General features: G+C 42.7%; 22 protein-coding genes and 1 rRNA gene. 6 read left to right on the top strand and 17 right to left on the bottom strand.

Annotation, left to right across the window (positions count from 1 at the left end):
• Window positions 1-82 (bottom strand): 16S ribosomal RNA (locus CYL18_RS17385); the annotation flags it as partial.
• A 355-nt stretch (window positions 83-437) separates the two neighbouring features.
• Here CYL18_RS17385 and CYL18_RS17380 point away from each other — a divergent pair.
• Window positions 438-611 (top strand): asparagine synthase, encoded by a 174-nt coding sequence (locus CYL18_RS17380; RefSeq protein ID WP_104850759.1) that lies wholly within the window; start codon window positions 438-440, stop codon window positions 609-611.
• Window positions 612-730: 119 nt separating this feature from the next.
• Window positions 731-1,111 (top strand): VOC family protein, encoded by a 381-nt coding sequence (locus CYL18_RS17375; RefSeq protein WP_236636513.1) that lies wholly within the window; start codon window positions 731-733, stop codon window positions 1,109-1,111.
• Between the two features lie 43 nt (window positions 1,112-1,154).
• Here the strand turns inward: CYL18_RS17375 and CYL18_RS17370 are convergent, their stop codons facing one another.
• From CYL18_RS17370 to hflX, 7 genes are all read right to left on the bottom strand, one after another.
• Complete coding sequence (locus tag CYL18_RS17370; RefSeq protein ID WP_104850757.1) at window positions 1,155-1,418, bottom strand: hypothetical protein; 264 nt, start codon at window positions 1,416-1,418, stop codon at window positions 1,155-1,157.
• Window positions 1,419-1,572: 154 nt separating this feature from the next.
• Window positions 1,573-2,907: a type I glutamate--ammonia ligase gene (gene glnA, locus CYL18_RS17365; protein ID WP_104850756.1), complete on the bottom strand. Its 1,335-nt coding sequence runs from the start codon at window positions 2,905-2,907 to the stop codon at window positions 1,573-1,575.
• Window positions 2,908-2,945: 38 nt separating this feature from the next.
• The gene (locus CYL18_RS17360; RefSeq protein ID WP_104850755.1) at window positions 2,946-3,347 is read right to left on the bottom strand and encodes a MerR family transcriptional regulator; all 402 of its coding nucleotides are present in this window, start codon (window positions 3,345-3,347) and stop codon (window positions 2,946-2,948) included.
• A gap of 193 nt (window positions 3,348-3,540) precedes the next feature.
• Window positions 3,541-3,969 carry a metallothiol transferase FosB gene (gene fosB, locus CYL18_RS17355; RefSeq protein WP_104850754.1) on the bottom strand — a complete coding sequence of 143 codons (429 nt, stop codon included), beginning with the start codon at window positions 3,967-3,969 and terminating at the stop codon, window positions 3,541-3,543.
• Window positions 3,970-4,095: 126 nt separating this feature from the next.
• Window positions 4,096-5,178 carry a mechanosensitive ion channel family protein gene (locus CYL18_RS17350; RefSeq protein WP_330847609.1) on the bottom strand — a complete coding sequence of 361 codons (1,083 nt, stop codon included), beginning with the start codon at window positions 5,176-5,178 and terminating at the stop codon, window positions 4,096-4,098.
• A gap of 142 nt (window positions 5,179-5,320) precedes the next feature.
• On the bottom strand, window positions 5,321-6,583 hold the full coding sequence (locus tag CYL18_RS17345) for a methionine gamma-lyase family protein (protein WP_104850753.1): 1,263 nt from the start codon (window positions 6,581-6,583) through the stop codon (window positions 5,321-5,323).
• A gap of 14 nt (window positions 6,584-6,597) precedes the next feature.
• Window positions 6,598-7,848, bottom strand: a complete 1,251-nt coding sequence (gene hflX / locus CYL18_RS17340; protein WP_104850752.1) for a GTPase HflX — start codon at window positions 7,846-7,848, stop codon at window positions 6,598-6,600.
• A gap of 124 nt (window positions 7,849-7,972) precedes the next feature.
• Between hflX and CYL18_RS17335 the strand changes: the two genes are divergently transcribed.
• Window positions 7,973-8,584 (top strand): trimeric intracellular cation channel family protein, encoded by a 612-nt coding sequence (locus CYL18_RS17335; protein WP_104850751.1) that lies wholly within the window; start codon window positions 7,973-7,975, stop codon window positions 8,582-8,584.
• A gap of 12 nt (window positions 8,585-8,596) precedes the next feature.
• Here CYL18_RS17335 and spoVK read toward each other — a convergent pair whose 3' ends face one another.
• The 3 genes from spoVK to miaA form a co-directional block, all read right to left on the bottom strand.
• Window positions 8,597-9,538 (bottom strand): stage V sporulation protein K, encoded by a 942-nt coding sequence (spoVK, locus tag CYL18_RS17330; protein WP_104850750.1) that lies wholly within the window; start codon window positions 9,536-9,538, stop codon window positions 8,597-8,599.
• 294 nt (window positions 9,539-9,832) lie between these two features.
• Window positions 9,833-10,060 carry an RNA chaperone Hfq gene (hfq, locus tag CYL18_RS17320; RefSeq protein ID WP_049671198.1) on the bottom strand — a complete coding sequence of 76 codons (228 nt, stop codon included), beginning with the start codon at window positions 10,058-10,060 and terminating at the stop codon, window positions 9,833-9,835.
• 29 nt (window positions 10,061-10,089) lie between these two features.
• A complete protein-coding gene (gene miaA, locus CYL18_RS17315) occupies window positions 10,090-11,040 on the bottom strand; it encodes a tRNA (adenosine(37)-N6)-dimethylallyltransferase MiaA (RefSeq protein WP_104850748.1) in 951 nt (316 codons plus the stop codon).
• 201 nt (window positions 11,041-11,241) lie between these two features.
• Between miaA and CYL18_RS17310 the strand changes: the two genes are divergently transcribed.
• Together CYL18_RS17310 and CYL18_RS17305 are read left to right on the top strand one after the other, a co-directional pair.
• The gene (locus tag CYL18_RS17310) at window positions 11,242-12,702 is read left to right on the top strand and encodes an esterase/lipase family protein (RefSeq protein WP_104850747.1); all 1,461 of its coding nucleotides are present in this window, start codon (window positions 11,242-11,244) and stop codon (window positions 12,700-12,702) included.
• Window positions 12,703-12,796: 94 nt separating this feature from the next.
• Window positions 12,797-13,252: a YkvA family protein gene (locus CYL18_RS17305; protein ID WP_104850746.1), complete on the top strand. Its 456-nt coding sequence runs from the start codon at window positions 12,797-12,799 to the stop codon at window positions 13,250-13,252.
• Between the two features lie 150 nt (window positions 13,253-13,402).
• Here the strand turns inward: CYL18_RS17305 and CYL18_RS17300 are convergent, their stop codons facing one another.
• Together CYL18_RS17300 and CYL18_RS17295 are read right to left on the bottom strand one after the other, a co-directional pair.
• On the bottom strand, window positions 13,403-13,756 hold the full coding sequence (locus CYL18_RS17300) for an ABC transporter (protein WP_104850745.1): 354 nt from the start codon (window positions 13,754-13,756) through the stop codon (window positions 13,403-13,405).
• Between the two features lie 77 nt (window positions 13,757-13,833).
• Complete coding sequence (locus CYL18_RS17295) at window positions 13,834-14,838, bottom strand: serine hydrolase domain-containing protein (RefSeq protein ID WP_104850762.1); 1,005 nt, start codon at window positions 14,836-14,838, stop codon at window positions 13,834-13,836.
• 304 nt (window positions 14,839-15,142) lie between these two features.
• Here CYL18_RS17295 and CYL18_RS17290 point away from each other — a divergent pair, with 304 nt between their 5' ends.
• The gene (locus CYL18_RS17290; protein WP_104850744.1) at window positions 15,143-15,784 is read left to right on the top strand and encodes a hypothetical protein; all 642 of its coding nucleotides are present in this window, start codon (window positions 15,143-15,145) and stop codon (window positions 15,782-15,784) included.
• 236 nt (window positions 15,785-16,020) lie between these two features.
• On the opposite strand, the gene CYL18_RS17285 is transcribed toward CYL18_RS17290, so the two are convergent.
• The 4 genes from CYL18_RS17285 to CYL18_RS17270 all read right to left on the bottom strand — a co-directional run bounded on the left by CYL18_RS17285 (window position 16,021) and on the right by CYL18_RS17270 (window position 18,358).
• On the bottom strand, window positions 16,021-16,569 hold the full coding sequence (locus CYL18_RS17285; protein WP_104850743.1) for a general stress protein: 549 nt from the start codon (window positions 16,567-16,569) through the stop codon (window positions 16,021-16,023).
• 670 nt (window positions 16,570-17,239) lie between these two features.
• A complete protein-coding gene (locus CYL18_RS17280; protein WP_104850742.1) occupies window positions 17,240-17,482 on the bottom strand; it encodes a hypothetical protein in 243 nt (80 codons plus the stop codon).
• Between the two features lie 28 nt (window positions 17,483-17,510).
• Entirely contained in the window at window positions 17,511-17,957 is a 447-nt protein-coding gene (locus CYL18_RS17275) for an effector binding domain-containing protein (protein WP_104850741.1), read from the bottom strand.
• A 170-nt stretch (window positions 17,958-18,127) separates the two neighbouring features.
• Window positions 18,128-18,358, bottom strand: a complete 231-nt coding sequence (locus CYL18_RS17270) for a hypothetical protein (protein ID WP_104850740.1) — start codon at window positions 18,356-18,358, stop codon at window positions 18,128-18,130.
• Window positions 18,359-18,367 lie beyond the last annotated feature (9 nt).

Genomic DNA, 18,367 nt, shown 5'->3' with positions numbered 1-18,367 from the left:
GCTCCCATCTGATTCGCTCGACTTGCATGTATTAGGCACGCCGCCAGCGTTCGTCCTGAGCCAGGATCAAACTCTCCAAAAGATGTTTGATCTAGCTTTTAAAAATAAAACATTGACGAGAGTTAAACTCTCTTGTTTAAGACTTGCTTAGCGTTTCGTTTTGTTTAGTTTTCAAAGAGCAATTTATTCGTTGTTGTTTCCAGCAACTTTATTATCTTATCAAGTCCAGGAATTAATGTCAACAACTTTTTTCAATCTTTTTCTCTTTTTCATTTTCTCAGCCGCCATCAGAGGCGACTACTAAATAATATCACCGTCACACCGTATGTTTCAATGGTATTTTCTTCAAGCTGGATACTAATTTCTATTGTAAGCAACAATAAAACCAAGTGCTAGTTGAGCACCCCTTACTAACTTCGATGTGGAGGAATTCTAATATGAACATTCGAGAAGGATTAATTCCGGCCGTATTAGGTTCTGCCGTAACCGCAGGTGGATATGCATTAAAGCAGATGCAGGGCAAAAACAACATGATCGCCAACACTGTTATAGGCTTCGGCTTAGCCCATATCGTTTTAGGCGCCATTGATCTTGTAGAACATCGCAGTTAGCCATAAGGAAGAGCGCATTTCGCGCTCTTCCTTATTTTCATTCTGCTATAGATAAAAAGGAATCCTCCCTTTTATATAGAATATAAAAAAGATACCAATCACAAAAGGAGGAATACATTTTGCCCTCTTCTTCTCCGCTTGCAAGCAAGGTAAATGCGGTGTTCATTCATGTCAGCAACCTGAAAAAATCAGCTGAATGGTACTCCACCCTGCTTGGCGTGCCGTTTAATAAAGATGAAGTTAAACCACCTGTCTATAACATCCCAGTCAACAACCGGACTGGACTGACTTTAGATGACCATAGCTTTGACCCTGGATTTTCATTAAGCCCATCCAATCATGTTCTATTTAATTTCCACACAGATGACATCGATGAAGCTTATAGGTTTGTAAAAAGCATAGGGGCTGAAATCACCCGCGAAATTGAACGATTCGGGGATTTTGCCTATTTTAATTTTAGAGATCCAGACGGGAATGTACTTATGATATGCAATAACTAAATTAGTTATAGAATCAGAGAGTTAGATAATTATAGATTCCTGTTTACTGTCTAACTCTTCTTTTTTGAATACGGAACCTCGTATTAAGGAAATAAATAAAGAATAGTAGCATACCAACTCCCACAAGACTAAACGAATCAAGAAATGCCGACGAAACACCACGCCCTTCTATCACCCTTATGATGAACAATACGATTGAATTTATCGTATACAAAGCAAAAAAATATAACACTCGGCATTGTTTAAACAGCATAATGACAAATACAATCATTGAGATTCCAAGCAGAACAGACTCTGGCAAGCTCATTCATTCTCCCCTCCTCCATCAAGCAGCCAATCTATTAAAACATAACCTTGAAAACATTTCCATCACCTAACACATATGATATCCAACCGATTCCTCGCTTTATTTCAGACAATAAAAAACCCTCGACACCAATGGTATCGAGGGTTTCCCTTTATTAATACATTTGAATGTATTGCTCTCTCTCCCATGGATGAACCTGGGTTCTAAACATATCCCATTCAATCTCTTTTGCTTCAATGAAGTGCTCAAGAATGTGCTCTCCTAGTGCATCAGTGATAACTCGGTCACCTTGAAGCTCTTGAAGGGCTTGGTAAAGAGTTGACGGAAGGTCTTTAATGCCCTCCTCAGCACGCTCAGCTGCATTCATGACATAGATATTTCTGTCGATTGGAGCTGGAGCTTTCTTGTTGTTTTTGATTCCGTCTAATCCAGCGCTTAATAGAACAGCCATTGCCAGGTATGGGTTTGCTGTCGGGTCAACACTGCGCACCTCTACGCGTGTGCTCAATCCGCGAGAAGCCGGGATACGGACAAGCGGGCTGCGGTTGCGCGCGGACCAAGCAACATAGCAAGGCGCTTCATAGCCAGGTACAAGGCGCTTGTAAGAGTTAACCGTTGGGTTCGTCACGGCTGTGAAGGCAGGAGCATGCTCGATAATTCCCGCGATGAATTGGCGAGCGGTATCACTCATTTCCAACTCTCCTTCTTTATCATGGAATGCGTTCACACCTTCATTGAACAAGGATAGGTTGCAGTGCATTCCGGAGCCGTTAACACCGAATAATGGTTTCGCCATGAATGTTGCGTGCAAGCCGTGCTTTCTGGCGATTGTCTTAACGACTAGCTTGAAGGTTTGGATTTGGTCACAGGCTGTGATCGCATCCGCGTATTTGAAGTCAATTTCGTGCTGGCCAGGAGCTACCTCATGGTGGGACGCTTCAATTTCGAAGCCCATTTCCTCAAGCTCAAGCACGATATCGCGGCGGCAGTTTTCACCAAGGTCGGTTGGCGCAAGGTCAAAGTATCCGCCTTTGTCATTCAGTTCAAGCGTCGGCTCTCCTGCCTGATCTAATTTGAACAGGAAGAATTCCGGCTCAGGCCCTACATTGAAGTTCGTAAAGCCAAGTTCTTTCATTTCGCCTAGAATGCGTTTAAGATTTGCACGCGGGTCACCAGCAAATGGCGTTCCATCCGGATTATAGATATCACAGATCAAACGAGCCACTTTTCCTTTTTCAGCAGTCCAAGGAAAAATCACCCAAGTATCTAAATCTGGATATAGATACATATCGGACTCTTCAATACGAACAAATCCTTCAATGGAAGAACCGTCGAACATCATTTTATTTTCCAAAGCCTTGTCTAGCTGACTTACAGGAATCTCAACGTTTTTGATCGTTCCCAAAATATCTGTGAACTGCAGTCGAATAAATTTAACATTTTCCTCTTTCGCTAACTTTCTGATATCATCTGCCGTGAATTTCCCCATTTACTCTTCCTCCTTGATTGTAGATCTTTATTTAAAAATTAATGAAAAAACCGGTGCATATCCCCCGTACGTCCGCTCCCTCTTGTAGTAAAGCGTCCCGCTTGCAAAAGCTCATCTCGCAGGAGCTTCCGAAGCTGGGCATCTGTCAGTTCAGGTTTTGGCGCTTCTTTCAGCTCATTCTGTTCTTCTTCGCCGAATTCGGAACCGCCAAGGATTTTCTTAATTCCCGCCATATTAATCCCCTGGTCAAGCAATTCCTTGATCTCAAGCAGGCGGTCAATGTCATTCAATGAAAACATACGTCTATTACCCTCGGTTCTGGCGGGTTGTACCAGTTCATGCTCTTCGTAATAACGAATCTGCCGCGCGGTTAGATCGGTCAGCTGCATGACAATACTCATTGGAAAAAGTGGCATCGTTCTTCTAATGTTACCGCTCACCACTGCCTCCTCCTTAAATTTGTTATTGGATAATTATAGTGTATGGTATGTAAATTTTCTTGTCAATCATATGTTAGATTTTCTAACATGGTTTTTACATGCTTCATTGTGACACTTTTCTCATTTTTCCTTTATTCAAGGAGCGTAAACCCCATTCCCTAAATTCCTGGTTATTTTCTTGACGAAATACCAGCTATTCATCCAAATAAAACGTCATGTGGCTCTTCTCTTCCCGGTAGTAGTTGAGCCGGTCCTCCAGCGTACCAGTATGGAATTCAAACTTATGGCCATCCGGGTCAGTGAAATAGACGGACCTGCCATCCCTCGCATTTCGTTTTCTGCCCTCAAGGATGTGCACGTTAAGCCTCTCCAACTTATCTTCCATCCCGTCAAAATTCGCCTCATCAACCGAAAAAGCCATATGCGAATAGGAATCCTTGATCTCTGACCGAGGGATATCCTTCTCCTCATTCAAGGCAAGCCAGAGTCCAGCTAAGTCAAAATAAGCCGTGGTTCTTCCCTTCACCAGCAGCTTCGCATCAAACACCTCCCGGTAAAAATCTATCGAGCGATCCAGATTAGACACCGAAAATAATAGATGGTTGATTCCTTTAATTGTCATCTAATCCCCCCTAATAAACTGATTATACAGATAATTTAAGCAATTGAGAGGTAATGGTCATTACAAATTTGCGACAAATAGAAAAAGAGCTCCTTCCAAAGAAGAAGCTCCCCCTCCATTGCTATTTTATTCATGCGACCGCACCAACTCAGAATCCTGGTCCACATACACCCGACTGCTTGGCAAGGCGATCGTCGTCCCTTCTCTCTCAAGCAGCTCGACGATTTTAAGGTTCAGTTCCTCTTTCACCTGCAGATAATCGGACCATACAGTTGTTTTCGTGAACAGGTAGACCATGATGCTGTAGCCCAGTTCATTAAAATGGTCAAACTTCACGAGTATCGTTTCCGGATGAACCTCATCATTGGTCTTTAAGTACATTTCGATTTCGCTGACAATCCTTTGCAGCTTGTCCTTTGATGTATCTGGCGGAACCGTGAAATTATAGCTGATTTGCCGCTTGCCCATCTGGCTCCAATTCGTGATTGGACCATTGGCAAGCGTCGCGTTTGGCATGGTGACTACAGCTTGCGCGAATGTCCTGATTTTCGTGCTGCGGAAGGAGATATCCTCTACCGTTCCCTCTACTTCAGGAGTCAAGATCCAGTCCCCAATCTTGAACGGCTTTTCGGTTATGATGACGAACCCGCCTAACAGGTGTGCTAAGGCATCCTTAGCCGCAAAGGCGATGGCAACACCCCCGAGCCCAAGACCAGCAACAAAACCGCCTACATTGTAGCCAAAAACAGAGGCAACCATACTAAACCCGAGCGCGACAATGATGAATCGAAGCGACTTAGAGAAGAACGGAACCAATACGTCATCGGCATCCAGCTTATAGCGACCTTTCATCCTTGTGAAGAAGGCTGAAGAAGTAGCTGATAAATTATAGAGCCCCCACCCGAGGAAAATAATGACAGAAGCTTCCATGATATGTTTGAAGAATTCATTTTTCTCATTGAAATGCGGGAAGTATTTCGCCGATACATACACGCCCACAAATAGGAAAGCCCATCGAATCGGCTTCTCAAAGGCTATGAATATATTAGTCAATAACTCTGTCGGCGTCTTTTTTGCCACTCTTAATAGCAAACTAAAGATATATTTGGCAAATAGTTTACGAAAGATGAGAAACAACAAGAAAACCCCAACTGATATTCCGAGGTCTATCCAAAAATCTGTTTCAAGGAATATGCTCCACTTAATCAACGTTGATTACCTCCTGAATATGATTTGATTATGATACCATACCTTGCCATATTCTTGCAGGAATGATGAATCAGATTCAGCAAACTTCGGCCAACGAAAAAAAAGCAGGCGAAACCAAAGGGTTTCCACCTGCTCAAACTCGTCACACCATTTTCTTCTCAATCAGACGATCGATTGCTGCGCATACGGCAATCTTCACATGCGAATAGGTCAATCCGCCTTGCACAAAGGCTGTGTATGGCGGACGGAGCGGGCCATCAGCGGTCAGCTCAATGCTCGCACCTTGAATGAATGTACCCGCGGCCATGATGACATCATCCTCATACCCAGGCATATAAGCCGGATAAGGAGTGACATGCGAATTGACCGGGGATGCGTATTGGATTTCCTGACAGAAGGCCACCATCTTGTCCCGGTCATGGAATTGGACCGCTTGGATCAAATCGGTTCTAGGCTCCTGCCAGGAAGGGGTCGGATTAAAACCCCATAATTCAAGCATCGCTGCCGTGAAAAGCGCTCCCTTAAGGGATTGCCCCACCACATGCGGAGCGAGGAAGAACCCTTGGTACATTTCAAGCAAACTATACAGGGAGGCCCCTGCTTCTGCCCCGATGCCCGGGGATGTCAGGCGGTAGGCGCAACGTTCAACGAGGTCCGCGCGTCCCGCAATGTATCCACCCGTTTTGGCTAAACCGCCGCCCGGATTCTTGATGAGAGAACCAGCCATCAAATCAGCTCCAACGTCAGTCGGTTCCATTTCCTCCACAAACTCGCCATAGCAGTTATCGACAAACACGACGACATCCGGCTTGATGGTCTTTACGAATTGGATCATTTCTTTGATTTGGGCCACTGTGAAGGACGGGCGTGTGTCGTACCCTTTCGAACGCTGAATGCCAATCATTTTCGTCGCCGGTTTAATGGCATTGGCGACAGCTTCATAATCAACCTGTCCCTCTTCCGTTAACGCGACGGATTGATAGCCAATTTGGTACTCGCGCAAGGAACCAACGCCACTCCCCCTGATGCCGACAATCTCCTCTAATGTATCGTACGGCTTGCCGGTGATATAAACCAATTCATCACCTGGGCGAAGGACACCGAACAAACAAGTGGAGATGGCATGCGTGCCAGAGATGATTTGCGGACGGACCAGGGCCGCTTCTGCATGAAAAACATCCGCATAGATGCGCTCCAGCGTATCCCTTCCTAAATCATCATATCCATACCCTGTGGAAGGGTTGAAGTGGGCGTCACTTACTTTATTCTTTTGAAAGGCGCCAAGCACCTTTGCTGTATTGTAATCAACCACCTCGTCAATGGCTGCTGTCCTCTCACGGATCAGTTCTTCTGCTTTTCGAACGGTTTCTCTGATTTTTTCGCCGTTCTTTAATTGTTCAAACATCTTAATACCTTCTTTTACTCATAATTTTTGATGACACTCATGATGGCATGGTCGGATAAGGCAAGCCCTTCAATAGAGTAGGTTTCATTCGACTCGTTAAAGACTCTCGATTTTACGATCGTCTCCTCCTGAAGCCTTGAAATAAGCTTTCCTTCACGCGCCGGAATCTTGACCGCATAGGGCTCCATGAAGCTCTCGACCATTTTTTCCATTTCAGCCAGCAAGGCATCAATGTCTGAATCCTTGCGCGCAGAAATGTGGATGGACTTTTCTCTTGAGGTCGGGACAAATCCCGGGTCAGCAATATCCCGTTTATTATACACAATCAGCTGCGGAATTTCTTCTGCTCCGAGGTCTTTAATGATTTTCTGCACGGTCTCCTCATGATGGAAAGCATCCGGGTGGGAGGAATCAACGACATGCATGATCGCATCTGACTCCGTCACTTCTTCAAGGGTTGACCGGAAAGCTGCCACAAGGGATGTCGGCAGGTCTTGGATGAATCCAACCGTATCACTGATGAGAATCTTGTATCCGCTCGGCAGCATGCATTCCCTCGTCATCGGGTCAAGCGTCGCGAATAATTGATTCTCCTCATAGGAATCGGCTTCTGATAATTTATTGAAAAGTGTGGACTTGCCGGCATTCGTGTAACCAGCGAGCGCCATTTGGAACCGGTTGTTCCGCTTCCGTCTTGCCCGGTAGCGTTCACGATGCTTTACAACAGCCTCGAGCTGACGCTTGATTTCATCAATCCGGCGGCGAATATGACGACGGTCAGATTCAAGCTTCGTTTCCCCAGGACCTCTTGTCCCAATACCGCCTCCCAAACGGGAAAGCTCCGTTCCCTGACCAGCAAGGCGCGGGAGCATGTATTGCAGCTGGGCAAGCTCGACTTGCATTTGCCCTTCCCTAGAACGTGCACGCTGGGCGAAGATATCCAAAATCAGCTGAGTCCGGTCAACAATGCGAACGCCTAGCTCCTTGCCAAGGTTTCGGATTTGGCTAGGTGATAGTTCATCATTAAAGATGACCACATCAGGCTCTAATTCTTCTACGAGCGGAATGAGCTCGTCCACCTTTCCCTTCCCTATGTATGTCGCTGGATGAGGCTTCACGCGCTTTTGCGAAAGAGTCACAAGCGCCTTTCCTCCAGCAGTTTCGGTCAAGGATTCAAGCTCTTCCATCGAGTACCCGAAACGCTCATCCTCTACTCCTTCTCGCTGACAGCCAACAAGTATCGCTTTTTCATATGTTTCTTCCATTAAGTCACTTCCTATATACGATGTCATTTTCTTATCATACCAAAAAAATAAACCGTTCCAAACCTTCAATGTAGGTGATAATATAAAATAGTTCATTTTTTAGGAAAAAAAGAGGGATAAATACATGAGTTGGGAATTGTTAAGTATCATCGGGACAATTGCCTTTGCGATTAGCGGCGCACTTGTTGCTATGGAAGAGGAGTATGATTTGTTCGGCATTTATTTATTGGGATTCGTCACAGCATTTGGAGGAGGGGCGGTCAGAAATATCCTCCTCGGCATTCCGCTCTCCCAGCTGTGGCATCAGGACCGTTTGTTCTTGATAGCGTTTATTTCTATCAGCTTGACCTGCGTCTTCCATCAGTCGCTTATGCCCCATTGGAATAAATGGGGGAATATCTTCGATGCCATCGGTCTAAGCGCCTTCGCTGTTCAAGGGGCTTTGAAGGCCGTCGATATGGATGCGCCCCTTTTGGCCGTCATCTTTGCCGCCATTCTAACAGGAAGCGGCGGCGGAATCGTGCGAGATGTGCTCGCAGGACGCAAGCCCATACTGCTGCAATCGGAGATTTATGCCATTTGGGCCGGCATTGCCGGACTTCTCATTGGCACAGGACTCTTGACAACTAATGTACAGCTGTGGATTCTATTTATCGCGGTCACAGGCCTGCGGATGCTCTCGTATCTGAATAATTGGCATTTACCCGTCATCCGGATGCAGAAAAGCAGCGAATAATCGCTGCTTTTCTTAGTATTCCTCTGATTCAAAATCCAAATCACTGCTCCGCAATGTCATTAATTCCTTCCGGTCAAATTGATCATTCATCAAAAGGCGCATGGCATGAGCCCGGATAGAACGTTCAATGACGTTGCGTATATAGCGGCCATTCGAGAATGTCGATAGCCTAAGGACACTCGTTAGCGTATATAAATGCTCTCGCAGCTGCCTGCCCGCATCAGCCGAAAAGGTATATTGCCTTTCAGCCAGCATCCTTGCCGCAATATCCATCAATTGTTCGACCGAGTAGTCCGGGAAATCAATGACAATAGGAAAGCGCGAATGCAGGCCTGGATTCAATGTCAGGAAATGATTCATCTCCTGTGAGTACCCGGCAAGAATGAGGATGAATTCATGCTGGCGGTCCTCCATATGCTTCACAAGCGTGTCAATCGCTTCCTTTCCAAAGTCCTTCTCTCCCCCGCGGCCAAGAGAGTAGGCTTCATCCACAAATAAGATTCCACCAATAGCCTTCTTGATCAAATCCCGGGTTTTCTGTGCGGTGTGCCCGATATATTCCCCTACAAGGTCCGCTCGCTCCGCTTCAATCAAGTGGCCCTTGGATAAGACATTCATCTTTACGAATAATTTCCCAATCAGCCTTGCCACCGTTGTCTTGCCTGTACCCGGATTACCCTTAAACATCATATGCAAGGCTTGCTTTTGCGTTTTGAGCCCTGCCGCTTCCCTTTGCTTATTCACATAAATCCACGCATATATTTCCTTGATTACACGTTTCATTTCGTCCATGCCGACCAGCTGATTTAATTCATCCTCAATTTCCTTCAGAGCAATATGGTGGGACGGTATTTCCCGTGTCGTTAGCGGGGCTGATATTAACGGCTTCTCAAGCTTCTTTGTGTGGTCACTCTTTAACACGACGTTTATTTGTCCATTATTTCTCACGCGCATGGGCTGCTTTTCCACCTTATCACCTCATTATGCCAAGGCTTCTTCCCTTCATTTCGACAATTCTAGGTCAGAATAGGACATCAGCCTTCTTTATCTCCCAAAGAATACGCTTTTTCTCCGGCATGAGCAGGTCTATTGTCATATCCTGCGCTTTCCCGGAAAATAATTGCCTTCTTTATATATATTCCCCCGACTCCTAATAAAGACGTAAAAGATGGTATTCCCCTCATTTCCGGGATGACATAAAAAAACAGGCTCAAGGTGAACCCCCGAACCTGTTTCTTGTATTATTTCTTAACCTTCAAGGTCAATTTGCACATTTTTTTGAGGAGCAAAAGTTGAAATCGCATGCTTATACACCAGTTGCTGCTTGCCCTCTGTTTCGATTAAGACAGTGAAATTATCAAAGCCTTTGATAAGCCCTCTTAATTGAAACCCGTTTAAAAGGAAGATGGTCACAAAAATGTTTTCCTTGCGGAGCTGATTCAAAATTTGATCTTGAATGTTAATTCCTTGTTTCATGATTTTTGCCTCCTCATTTCTCTCTATATTTATCTATTCGCTTTTAAATGGAGCATTCCTGCCACATAAGCGGATATTTCTTCTATTTTTCCATCGATATGGTCTATATCGGACATATCGAACCAATTTACATCCATTTTATTACGGAACCATGTAAATTGTCTTTTCGCAAACCTTCTGGAGTTCTGCTTGATGGCATTTGCAACCTGTTCAATGGTTTCTTTCCCTTGAAAATACCCATTAAACTCCTTATAGCCGATTGCCTGCAAGGATTGTGAATCCATCAGCCCTCGATCATAGAATTTCCGGACCTCTTCCTCTAAACCAGATTCCATCATGATGTCGACTCGCTGATTGATTCGGTTATAAAGGAGCTCCCGTTCCATCGTCAAACCGATGACGGCTGCATCATAATTTTCCGTTTTATCGGCGGAAAGCTGTTGTTCACTGAAGCGGACTCCTGATGTGTAGTAAACCTCCAGCGCACGGACGACCCGTTTTACGTTATTCGGATGAATCTTTTCTGCGGCTTCAGGATCAATCTCCTTTAATGTTTCGTAAAGAGCGTCTCGCCCTTCTTTCTCAGCCTTCTCTTCTAGCTCCGCCCTGATTTGCGGGTTTGCGGCGGTTTCAGGGAATTGATAATCATATAAGACCGATTGGATATACAGCCCTGTGCCGCCGACGATAATCGGAATATGCCCCCTGCTCGCAATCTCTTCAATCGCCTTCTGCACCGCTTCCTTGAACTCATAGACGGTATAGGATTCGCCCGCTTCTCTTTCATCAATTAAGTGATGCGGGATTCCTTCCATCTCGTCCTCTCGGATTTTCGCGGTACCAATATCCATTCCTCTGAAAATCTGAGCCGAATCACCGCTTATAATCTCTCCGCCAAACCGTTTAGCGAGTTCAATAGAGAGCTTCGTCTTGCCAACGGCAGTCGGTCCAATGATGACGATTAGTTTTTGTTTATCCATATGTATCTCTCACTGCCCTATGTTTTTTTATTATTTTACCATGAAATCGGTTCTGGAACGAATAAGGATAATGGATACCCACTCCATTATGGTCATCCTATTTGGATTATATACAAGCTGATTGGAAGAAATTTACGCACGATAGGACTGATGCCCGTTGTCACCGGCTGTATACTTTGATATTTTTCATATATTAGATGCATGACTGAAAAGGGAGTGATTCTCATTAATCGACAAACCGCCCCAGGTGAATGGTTTTTAGGTGAAGCTCCACTAACACGGAACCCCTCTTATCCGCCAATCGTTTTCGTTCAAGGAAGAAACAGCTCAGCCAATAGCTGGTTTGGCGAAACGATTTATTATGGAATCAATGATATGGAAAGAGTCGCACGGGATGCCGGCTACCAATCCGTCTTTGTCGAGCTCTATGATTCTGATGGATCCGGTTCACGCAATCAATGGGATAATGGAAAATTACTTTCCGGTTTATTAAAAGAGATTTCAACTCATTTCGGGCAAAAAGTGAATATTATCGCTCATAGCAAAGGCGGTATTGATACTCAAGCGGCGCTCATTCATTATGAGGCCCATCCATATGCCGGGCGTGTCTTCACCTTGTCAGCTCCGCATAGCGGATCCCATTTGGCCGACCTGTCATTCAGCTGGTATGCTGCCTGGCTCGCCGATTTGCTGGGTCAAAATGATGATGGGACTTTTTCCTTGCAGACTGGAGAAATGGCATATTTCCGCAAGATAACGGATAAGCATCAAAATACAGCCAAGAATTCTTATTTTACAGCAGCCGGTGCGAGTCATGGCCCTAAATTCTCAAGCCTGTCATTAGGTGGGGCCTATCTGTCTAGTTATGGCGAAAATGATGGTCTTGTAAATGTATGGAGTACTGTCCTTTCATACGGAAGGCATTTATTCACGGATCCAGCTCTTGACCATGATAGTGTACGAATCGGGTCTCGCTTTTTCTCAAGGGTAGAACCACTCATCAAAAGCACGGAACTCTCTTCCACACAGATGAAGGGACCGCTGCCAGCTGAACCGCTCGAAATGGAGGCGAATCATATCATCCGAGGCGGACCCCTTCCGGCCAGCCAACCCGCCAAGCATTCCTTTGCTATTGAGGAGAAGGCAAAGGGTGACTTTTTCGTCTTAAGCGCCTCGCGTGATACAAGACTGTCGCTTCTCTCCCCAACAGGCATGTCCGTTCAGCCGGAAAAACCGATAGCCATTCCTTCTCACACCTATTTCGGAGGAGCATGGCTCCACCCATTTAACATCGATGAAGCAGAGGAAGGCATCTGGGAGCTCTCCTTGCAATCAATCACCAATGATGCTTACCTATTTATCGCTAACATCCAATTACCCAGCCCTGTGCAGCACGCCCTTCCAGCCATGATGAAGAAGGGGAGTCCCCTGCAAATCCAAGGAAATCAGAAGGCCAAATATACATGTCAATGGAGAATCACTGACCGCAGCAGGGCGCTTATCCATACCTTCATCACCCAAGCACAAGGACAGACGCTTGGCTATCTGCCAACCATCACAAAAGAAGGCACCTATACGATCACCGCAGACATCGAGGGGGTAAATGAGCACGGCAAAGCCTTCAACAGAACCATCGTACGATCGGTTTATCTTTTCGCCTGAAAGATTCACTTCCTCCAAAAACGGGTACGAAGAATTGTAAGCACCCTCTATTTCGATTAAAATAAAGGGAAGTAAAAACATTGGAGGAAAGACTATGGCGAAAGAAACAAAAGAACCAAAGGAATCTTTCTCACTCGGCAAGTATCTCGAAAAAGCCAAATCCTATTTAGGCAATACAGAAAAATCAAACGAACTATTAGACAGCGCAGACAAGAAATCAGCCAAAAATCGCACCCATCTTGAAGGTGTCTGGGAGCCATTACAGCTGCTGTTTGGCATGTTCCGCTCCTATGCCAAAAAAGAATACACTGAAATCCCCACCCGCTCCATCCTGGCTATCATCGCGGCCATCCTCTATTTCGTCACACCCATTGACGTCATACCGGATATCCTTTTCGGTCTCGGCTTCGCGGATGATGCAGCGGTTATTGCCTTTACAGTCAAGCAAATTCAAGACGACCTGGAAAAATACAAACTCTGGAGCGAGAAACAGACCATCACGATCGAACCAGAGCAACAAGAAGAACCGAATGAATCAGAGAAACTGTGATTCATTCGGTTTCTTTTTTCAGGTAATTTTTAACCTAGCAGATGCTTTTAAAATAGAATAAAAGCTATTAACATACCACTAAAAATATAAATGAAACTAATTCTTATAGTAAAACTATCCACCCCCTATCTAGTAACAAATAAAACTCCGTCATTCTTCATTAAATCTCAAGTCTCTTACTAGTTCCTTAAATGGTATTTCATATGCATCAGGAAAGTTTGAGATATGCTGTGCAAGAGATTTCCAGTTGTTTTTCAGTTCAGGATGAATTTCTGTCGTATTGGCTATGCCGTATACTTGCAGAAGAAAATAGATGGTCTCCCATATCAAGTACTCTTCCTCTAATTGCAGAAGCATCTGTATTATATTCGGTATATAAGCAAATGCTTGTTCTGAATTCATATCTTTAACAAGTGAATTGAATGCATCATGAAAGTACCATTCATTATTGTCAAGCTTCTCTTGCCAATTAATATAAACCCGATTTAAGGCTTCATCATTCAATTTTGCTCCCCCTAGTGTATTTACAACAGCTCAACACCAATAATTCTTTCATGATTAGTTTAATTAGCAATTCTACTTTATTCCCGGAAAGTGTCTGCAACCAGATTACTAAACTCCCTTAAATAGTAAAGGTAGTTATCTCCGCCATAGTTATAGCGTTTGTTATACATCTTTGCGACGACCACATTATATTTTGGAATAACAAGGATAGTTGGGCCTGTTACTCCTAATATTTGATAGGATCCTTCTGGAACTCTTTCACCAAGCTCACTATGTGCAGCAGGAGTTCCTTGCACAAACCAAAACAACCCATTTTGGGGAAGCTTTTGATCATCGTATAAAGGGCTTTGAACTTGTGTGGCCATTTCAATCACTTCACTCGGAACAATTTGCTTACCATTGGCAAACCCTTTATTCAAGTGCAGATTCCCCCATTCGGCAAACTCCCGAGCCGAGGTATGTAAGTTAGTCTCCGTCCCATCAGCATACTTCCCTAAATTGAATGAACCTTCCGCATTTGGATCATCAATTTGTTTCACTAATGATTCCTTCTCTTTTGTCTGCCAAGCAGTTTCTTTGAATCCTAAAGGCGAAAACACCCTTTCCTCTAAAAATTCCGGAAAACTCCTATTAAATAGACGATTTACCAGCCTTATCATCATGTCAATATTGATTCTTCTATAAGCCCATCCCTGGCCTGGTTCAAACTCTCGAAAAATAGTGCCATCCTCTCTTTTGTCCAGCCCATGTGAGTGGGTGACTAAGTGGCGTATGGTTGTTCTTCCTAGCAACTGTTCATCCATGTCTCCAAAATAATCTATTGCGCAGTCATCGAGGCTCTTGATTTTCCCCTCATAAAGGGCATAAGCAACCACTAAACCAAGGTAGCTCTTTCTTGCAGAAGCTACGTTAAATTGTGAAGAACTGGTGATTGGTGCCGAACCAGAAGTATTGGAATGATAACCATTATAGTGCTCCAATATTATTTCGTTATCTTTCATAATATATAATGCCGTTGCACTGCTCCTGTTTTTCTCCTTAATATCCTCTACCCAAGCAATTAATTTTTCAAGATTCCCCAAATGATTCATCTCCCTAATATCCGCTAACCGGCCATTTTCTTTCATAAATTAGTTCAACAGAAAAGAGCACTAATCCTCCTTAAATTAATGACGCTGTTGTTGAATAACTAATTTTCTTCCCAACTCCAATCTTTAGCCATACTAATAAAGTTATAGGAATTTGCTTTTATTCCCTTGCCAAATCCTGCCCTCCTCATAAAGCCAGTCTTCTCCTACGTTCTTATCGCACGTTTGTCAAAACCAACGACAGCATAATAATTTGTAATTTTGTGATAAAATGGTTTAAAAGGAGAGGGGGCTTTCATTGAAAAAATATCTAATCCCACTATTTTTCTTGGGTGCTATCGTAGCAGGAATTGGACTACTTATAGTTTCTTTTCTATTAGGAATGACGCCTGATAAAGATAAAGAAGAACAAGTAAGAATCCAAGCAGAGCAATATTTAGAAGAATATTTTAATGATAACTTCGAAGTCTATGACACTCTATTTGATAATATGGGGAACTTTGAATTTGAATATGCCGCAAAGGTTAGAGAGAAAATAACCAATACACAATTTTTGGTTTATTATGATGATGAAAAAAAACAAATGGTTGATACTTACATTGCCGATAAATGGACGAATGACATTAAAACTGAAATAGGTCCATTCATTAAAGAGAATCTTAAAGAAACAACTGATTTCCACGTTTTCTTTAACAATGAAACAATAGGGAATGAATTAGGTATTGATCCTCTTAATCCTAAAAGTTATGCAGAGTTTGATGTTGCTCCTACTATCCGAATTACTGTTCCTCGAAAAAAGAGCGACGAGGACGAAAAATTCGTTGATGAATTCATATCTTTCCTTCAAAGCGAAGGGAAATTACAAAGCGGTTCGGTTATTATTGAGTATATCGCTGAAGATGGTCCTATTTTAGATGACGAGTGGAGTAAAGAGTTTTAGTTTAGTACGAAAATAATCATCATCAATAAAAAAGAGCTTCGGGGAATTCCAAAGCTCCTTTTTCATGTGAATTGTTGGGTTATCTGCATTCCCTCAGTATGCTGATATCTTACATAATCTTATATATATTATAGATACTAGTATCTTTTCGATTATACGATCAAAGAAAGTGACGTACTTTTAGGTAAAAGAAAGAAGTCATCAAGGAATCGTTCACTTCAATTTATTATTTATAACTATCTTTTCCTCTTAAGTCCACCAGTGTCTGGATTTATAGTTACTTTCACTTCGCGTTGCGCTACAGATGGGTCATCCGACCTTTCATACATATCACGAGCTGCATATTTCTTTTGTGATTCGGAGTCGACTAATATAAGAATCTTACCCTTTTCAACATAATTAACATATTGATCAGCTGTATCTTTAGGAATACCCATTCCAACCAGCGCACCGGTCAATCCACCAGCTCCAACGCCGGCTGCAATTCCTCCCAATGTTGTAGCAATAGGCCCTGCTGCAACAATTGGTCCAATACCTGGGATTATCATTGCACCAATACCTGCCAATAATCCTGTTAACCCTCCCAAGATTCCACCTGTAGTTGCCCCTGCTGCGAGACCACTTTCAACATTTGTATTAGTCTTAGATGTGATTTTATCAGCCTTTTCTTTATCCTTCACCACTACGGAAATATCTTCTGTTCGATACCCTTGTTTTTGTAATCTTTCCACTTCCCGTACAGCATCCTGACCATTATCATAAACACCGATTACTTTTTTATCCATTCCTTCATCTCCTTTCTAAAAGTTAATATATGGGTTCAATACCCGCTTTAGCACCTCGCTATATGCATTTTGCTAATGCCGCAAATTAACTAAGGAACTTAGCCAAAATATCGATGACGATGAAAAAAACGGTGTTCAAGCAACTTTCCCATTAGACATTGAGGAAAATGGACTTTCTAAGAACCTAGCAGTTTTATTATCTTAATAAACCAATAAACAGCCGTATATTTAGCTATTTATAAATTTCAATAACGTGTCATTTACCTCAACCGCCAAATTCTCTGCCTGTTCGATTGGAACATACTGTATATATAAAGCATTCCTTCCGAAAACACAGTCTCTCAAGCGAATATGCATTAGATTACTAATTAACTGATAGGCTTCCTCCAATTTTTCATCTGATAGCCGTTTCTCAAGAAAGAGCAAATCAAAAGGCTGTTTTCATAAGGATTGTTGCTAATGCCATAAAAAAGAGACAGCTTTTTTGCTGTCTGCGTTATTGAGCTAAAGCCCTGATAGTTTAAATACGTAGTTTCACAAACTTAACCCACACTTTTCATTTATTACGGGAATGCTGCCCCGTTTGTGGAATAAAAAAAAGAACTGATTACAGCTCTTGATATTGAAGTAATACCCCTGTTAGGCACAATATGAAAGATATCACTCAACCTCACTTAAGTTTTTTTTCAATTCGGTCAAGACGTTGTTTAATCTCTTGTATATCTATTTCTTCCATTTTTAATTTCTTCTCAGCTATTTTAGTGTTTGCTAGATACCGCTTAACTATCTTAACGATATATATAATTGCTACAATAATTACCCCAATTATCATCAAAATAACAATTGGTAAAACGACTGTAATAACATCTACCCAACCAGATGTCTCTACTACCGGCTTAATGCTTTCACCCACTTTTGCATCACCCCTTATGTTTCTAATTTTAAGATTGAATTGGTAAGTAAATCTGTACTTCCTCTTCCCCTTCTCCTATAGGGTGATAGGTCTCCACAATATAAGAATCGAGGTCTCTTTGATAACCTTGTTTTACTGCCCAATTCAATAAATTCAAATGAAGTTCTCCCAATTTAGATATATTCCCTCTTGTCGTTATGTAACTTTTATTTGTTTCAATATAATCCATTCCTGTCGGTACTTCATCTAGTTTCTCACTCACCATTAAGCCTACATAATAATGCCCCACCTTATGATCCTCATCCTTTTTGGGCTCAAAAAATGCAACTTCGGTTTCTATCGAATTTAGGATTTCGTTTGAGCGACTTAATAGTTGCTTTGCAAGAAAGGGTACTTCATGACTAAAGTTATCAAACTCCCCAATACCTTTTAATCCAACAAGCTTAAACTCCTTTTCAACTACCATAATCGACATATTAACCTCTCCCATTCACATAAATATTCCAAATACCTCACATTTATTTATTCAAGAAGAAAATCCTTACTTCCTGCTTTCTAATTCCACAACCATATGATTCACTTAGCTTCCTTCTAAACGGTTATGAACTAAAGTTAAGCAAAATCCCTTATGTTTATGCTACACAGCTAAGCTCTATAGCCATGTTTCTTATTTTCATAGAAATTCCCGATAAAATAGCTGCAAATGAATGCAACGATAAATGGAACGGCCGAACCCCCAGCTTCAAATCCAGTAGCAGTTTCTTTGTAAAAGCTAAACATCAACCATTTAATTTCAAATACATTTCCAATCATTAATAGTCCCACGCTTATAAAGGCAAACGAAAGCAAACCTACAAAAACTGTTTTTATCAACATTTCACCTTC

It is taken from the genome of Pradoshia eiseniae, from assembly GCF_002946355.1.
Taxonomy (GTDB): Bacteria; Bacillota; Bacilli; order Bacillales; family Pradoshiaceae; genus Pradoshia; species Pradoshia eiseniae.
This window is presented reverse-complemented; position numbering and strand designations above follow the sequence as displayed.

Coding starts and splice junctions, on each gene's coding strand:
- CYL18_RS17275 (WP_104850741.1), bottom strand. CDS start 17,957: ATGTCGATTATGGTAGTTGAAAAGGAGTTTAAGCTTGTTGGATTAAAA.
- fosB (WP_104850754.1), bottom strand. CDS start 3,969: ATGACAATTAAAGGAATCAACCATCTATTATTTTCGGTGTCTAATCTG.
- hfq (WP_049671198.1), bottom strand. CDS start 10,060: ATGAAACAAGGAATTAACATTCAAGATCAAATTTTGAATCAGCTCCGC.
- CYL18_RS17310 (WP_104850747.1), top strand. CDS start 11,242: ATGACTGAAAAGGGAGTGATTCTCATTAATCGACAAACCGCCCCAGGT.
- miaA (WP_104850748.1), bottom strand. CDS start 11,040: ATGGATAAACAAAAACTAATCGTCATCATTGGACCGACTGCCGTTGGC.
- CYL18_RS17380 (WP_104850759.1), top strand. CDS start 438: ATGAACATTCGAGAAGGATTAATTCCGGCCGTATTAGGTTCTGCCGTA.
- CYL18_RS17370 (WP_104850757.1), bottom strand. CDS start 1,418: ATGAGCTTGCCAGAGTCTGTTCTGCTTGGAATCTCAATGATTGTATTT.
- glnA (WP_104850756.1), bottom strand. CDS start 2,907: ATGGGGAAATTCACGGCAGATGATATCAGAAAGTTAGCGAAAGAGGAA.
- CYL18_RS17345 (WP_104850753.1), bottom strand. CDS start 6,583: ATGTTTGAACAATTAAAGAACGGCGAAAAAATCAGAGAAACCGTTCGA.
- CYL18_RS17305 (WP_104850746.1), top strand. CDS start 12,797: ATGGCGAAAGAAACAAAAGAACCAAAGGAATCTTTCTCACTCGGCAAG.
- hflX (WP_104850752.1), bottom strand. CDS start 7,848: ATGGAAGAAACATATGAAAAAGCGATACTTGTTGGCTGTCAGCGAGAA.
- CYL18_RS17335 (WP_104850751.1), top strand. CDS start 7,973: ATGAGTTGGGAATTGTTAAGTATCATCGGGACAATTGCCTTTGCGATT.
- CYL18_RS17270 (WP_104850740.1), bottom strand. CDS start 18,358: ATGTTGATAAAAACAGTTTTTGTAGGTTTGCTTTCGTTTGCCTTTATA.
- spoVK (WP_104850750.1), bottom strand. CDS start 9,538: ATGCGCGTGAGAAATAATGGACAAATAAACGTCGTGTTAAAGAGTGAC.
- CYL18_RS17285 (WP_104850743.1), bottom strand. CDS start 16,569: ATGGATAAAAAAGTAATCGGTGTTTATGATAATGGTCAGGATGCTGTA.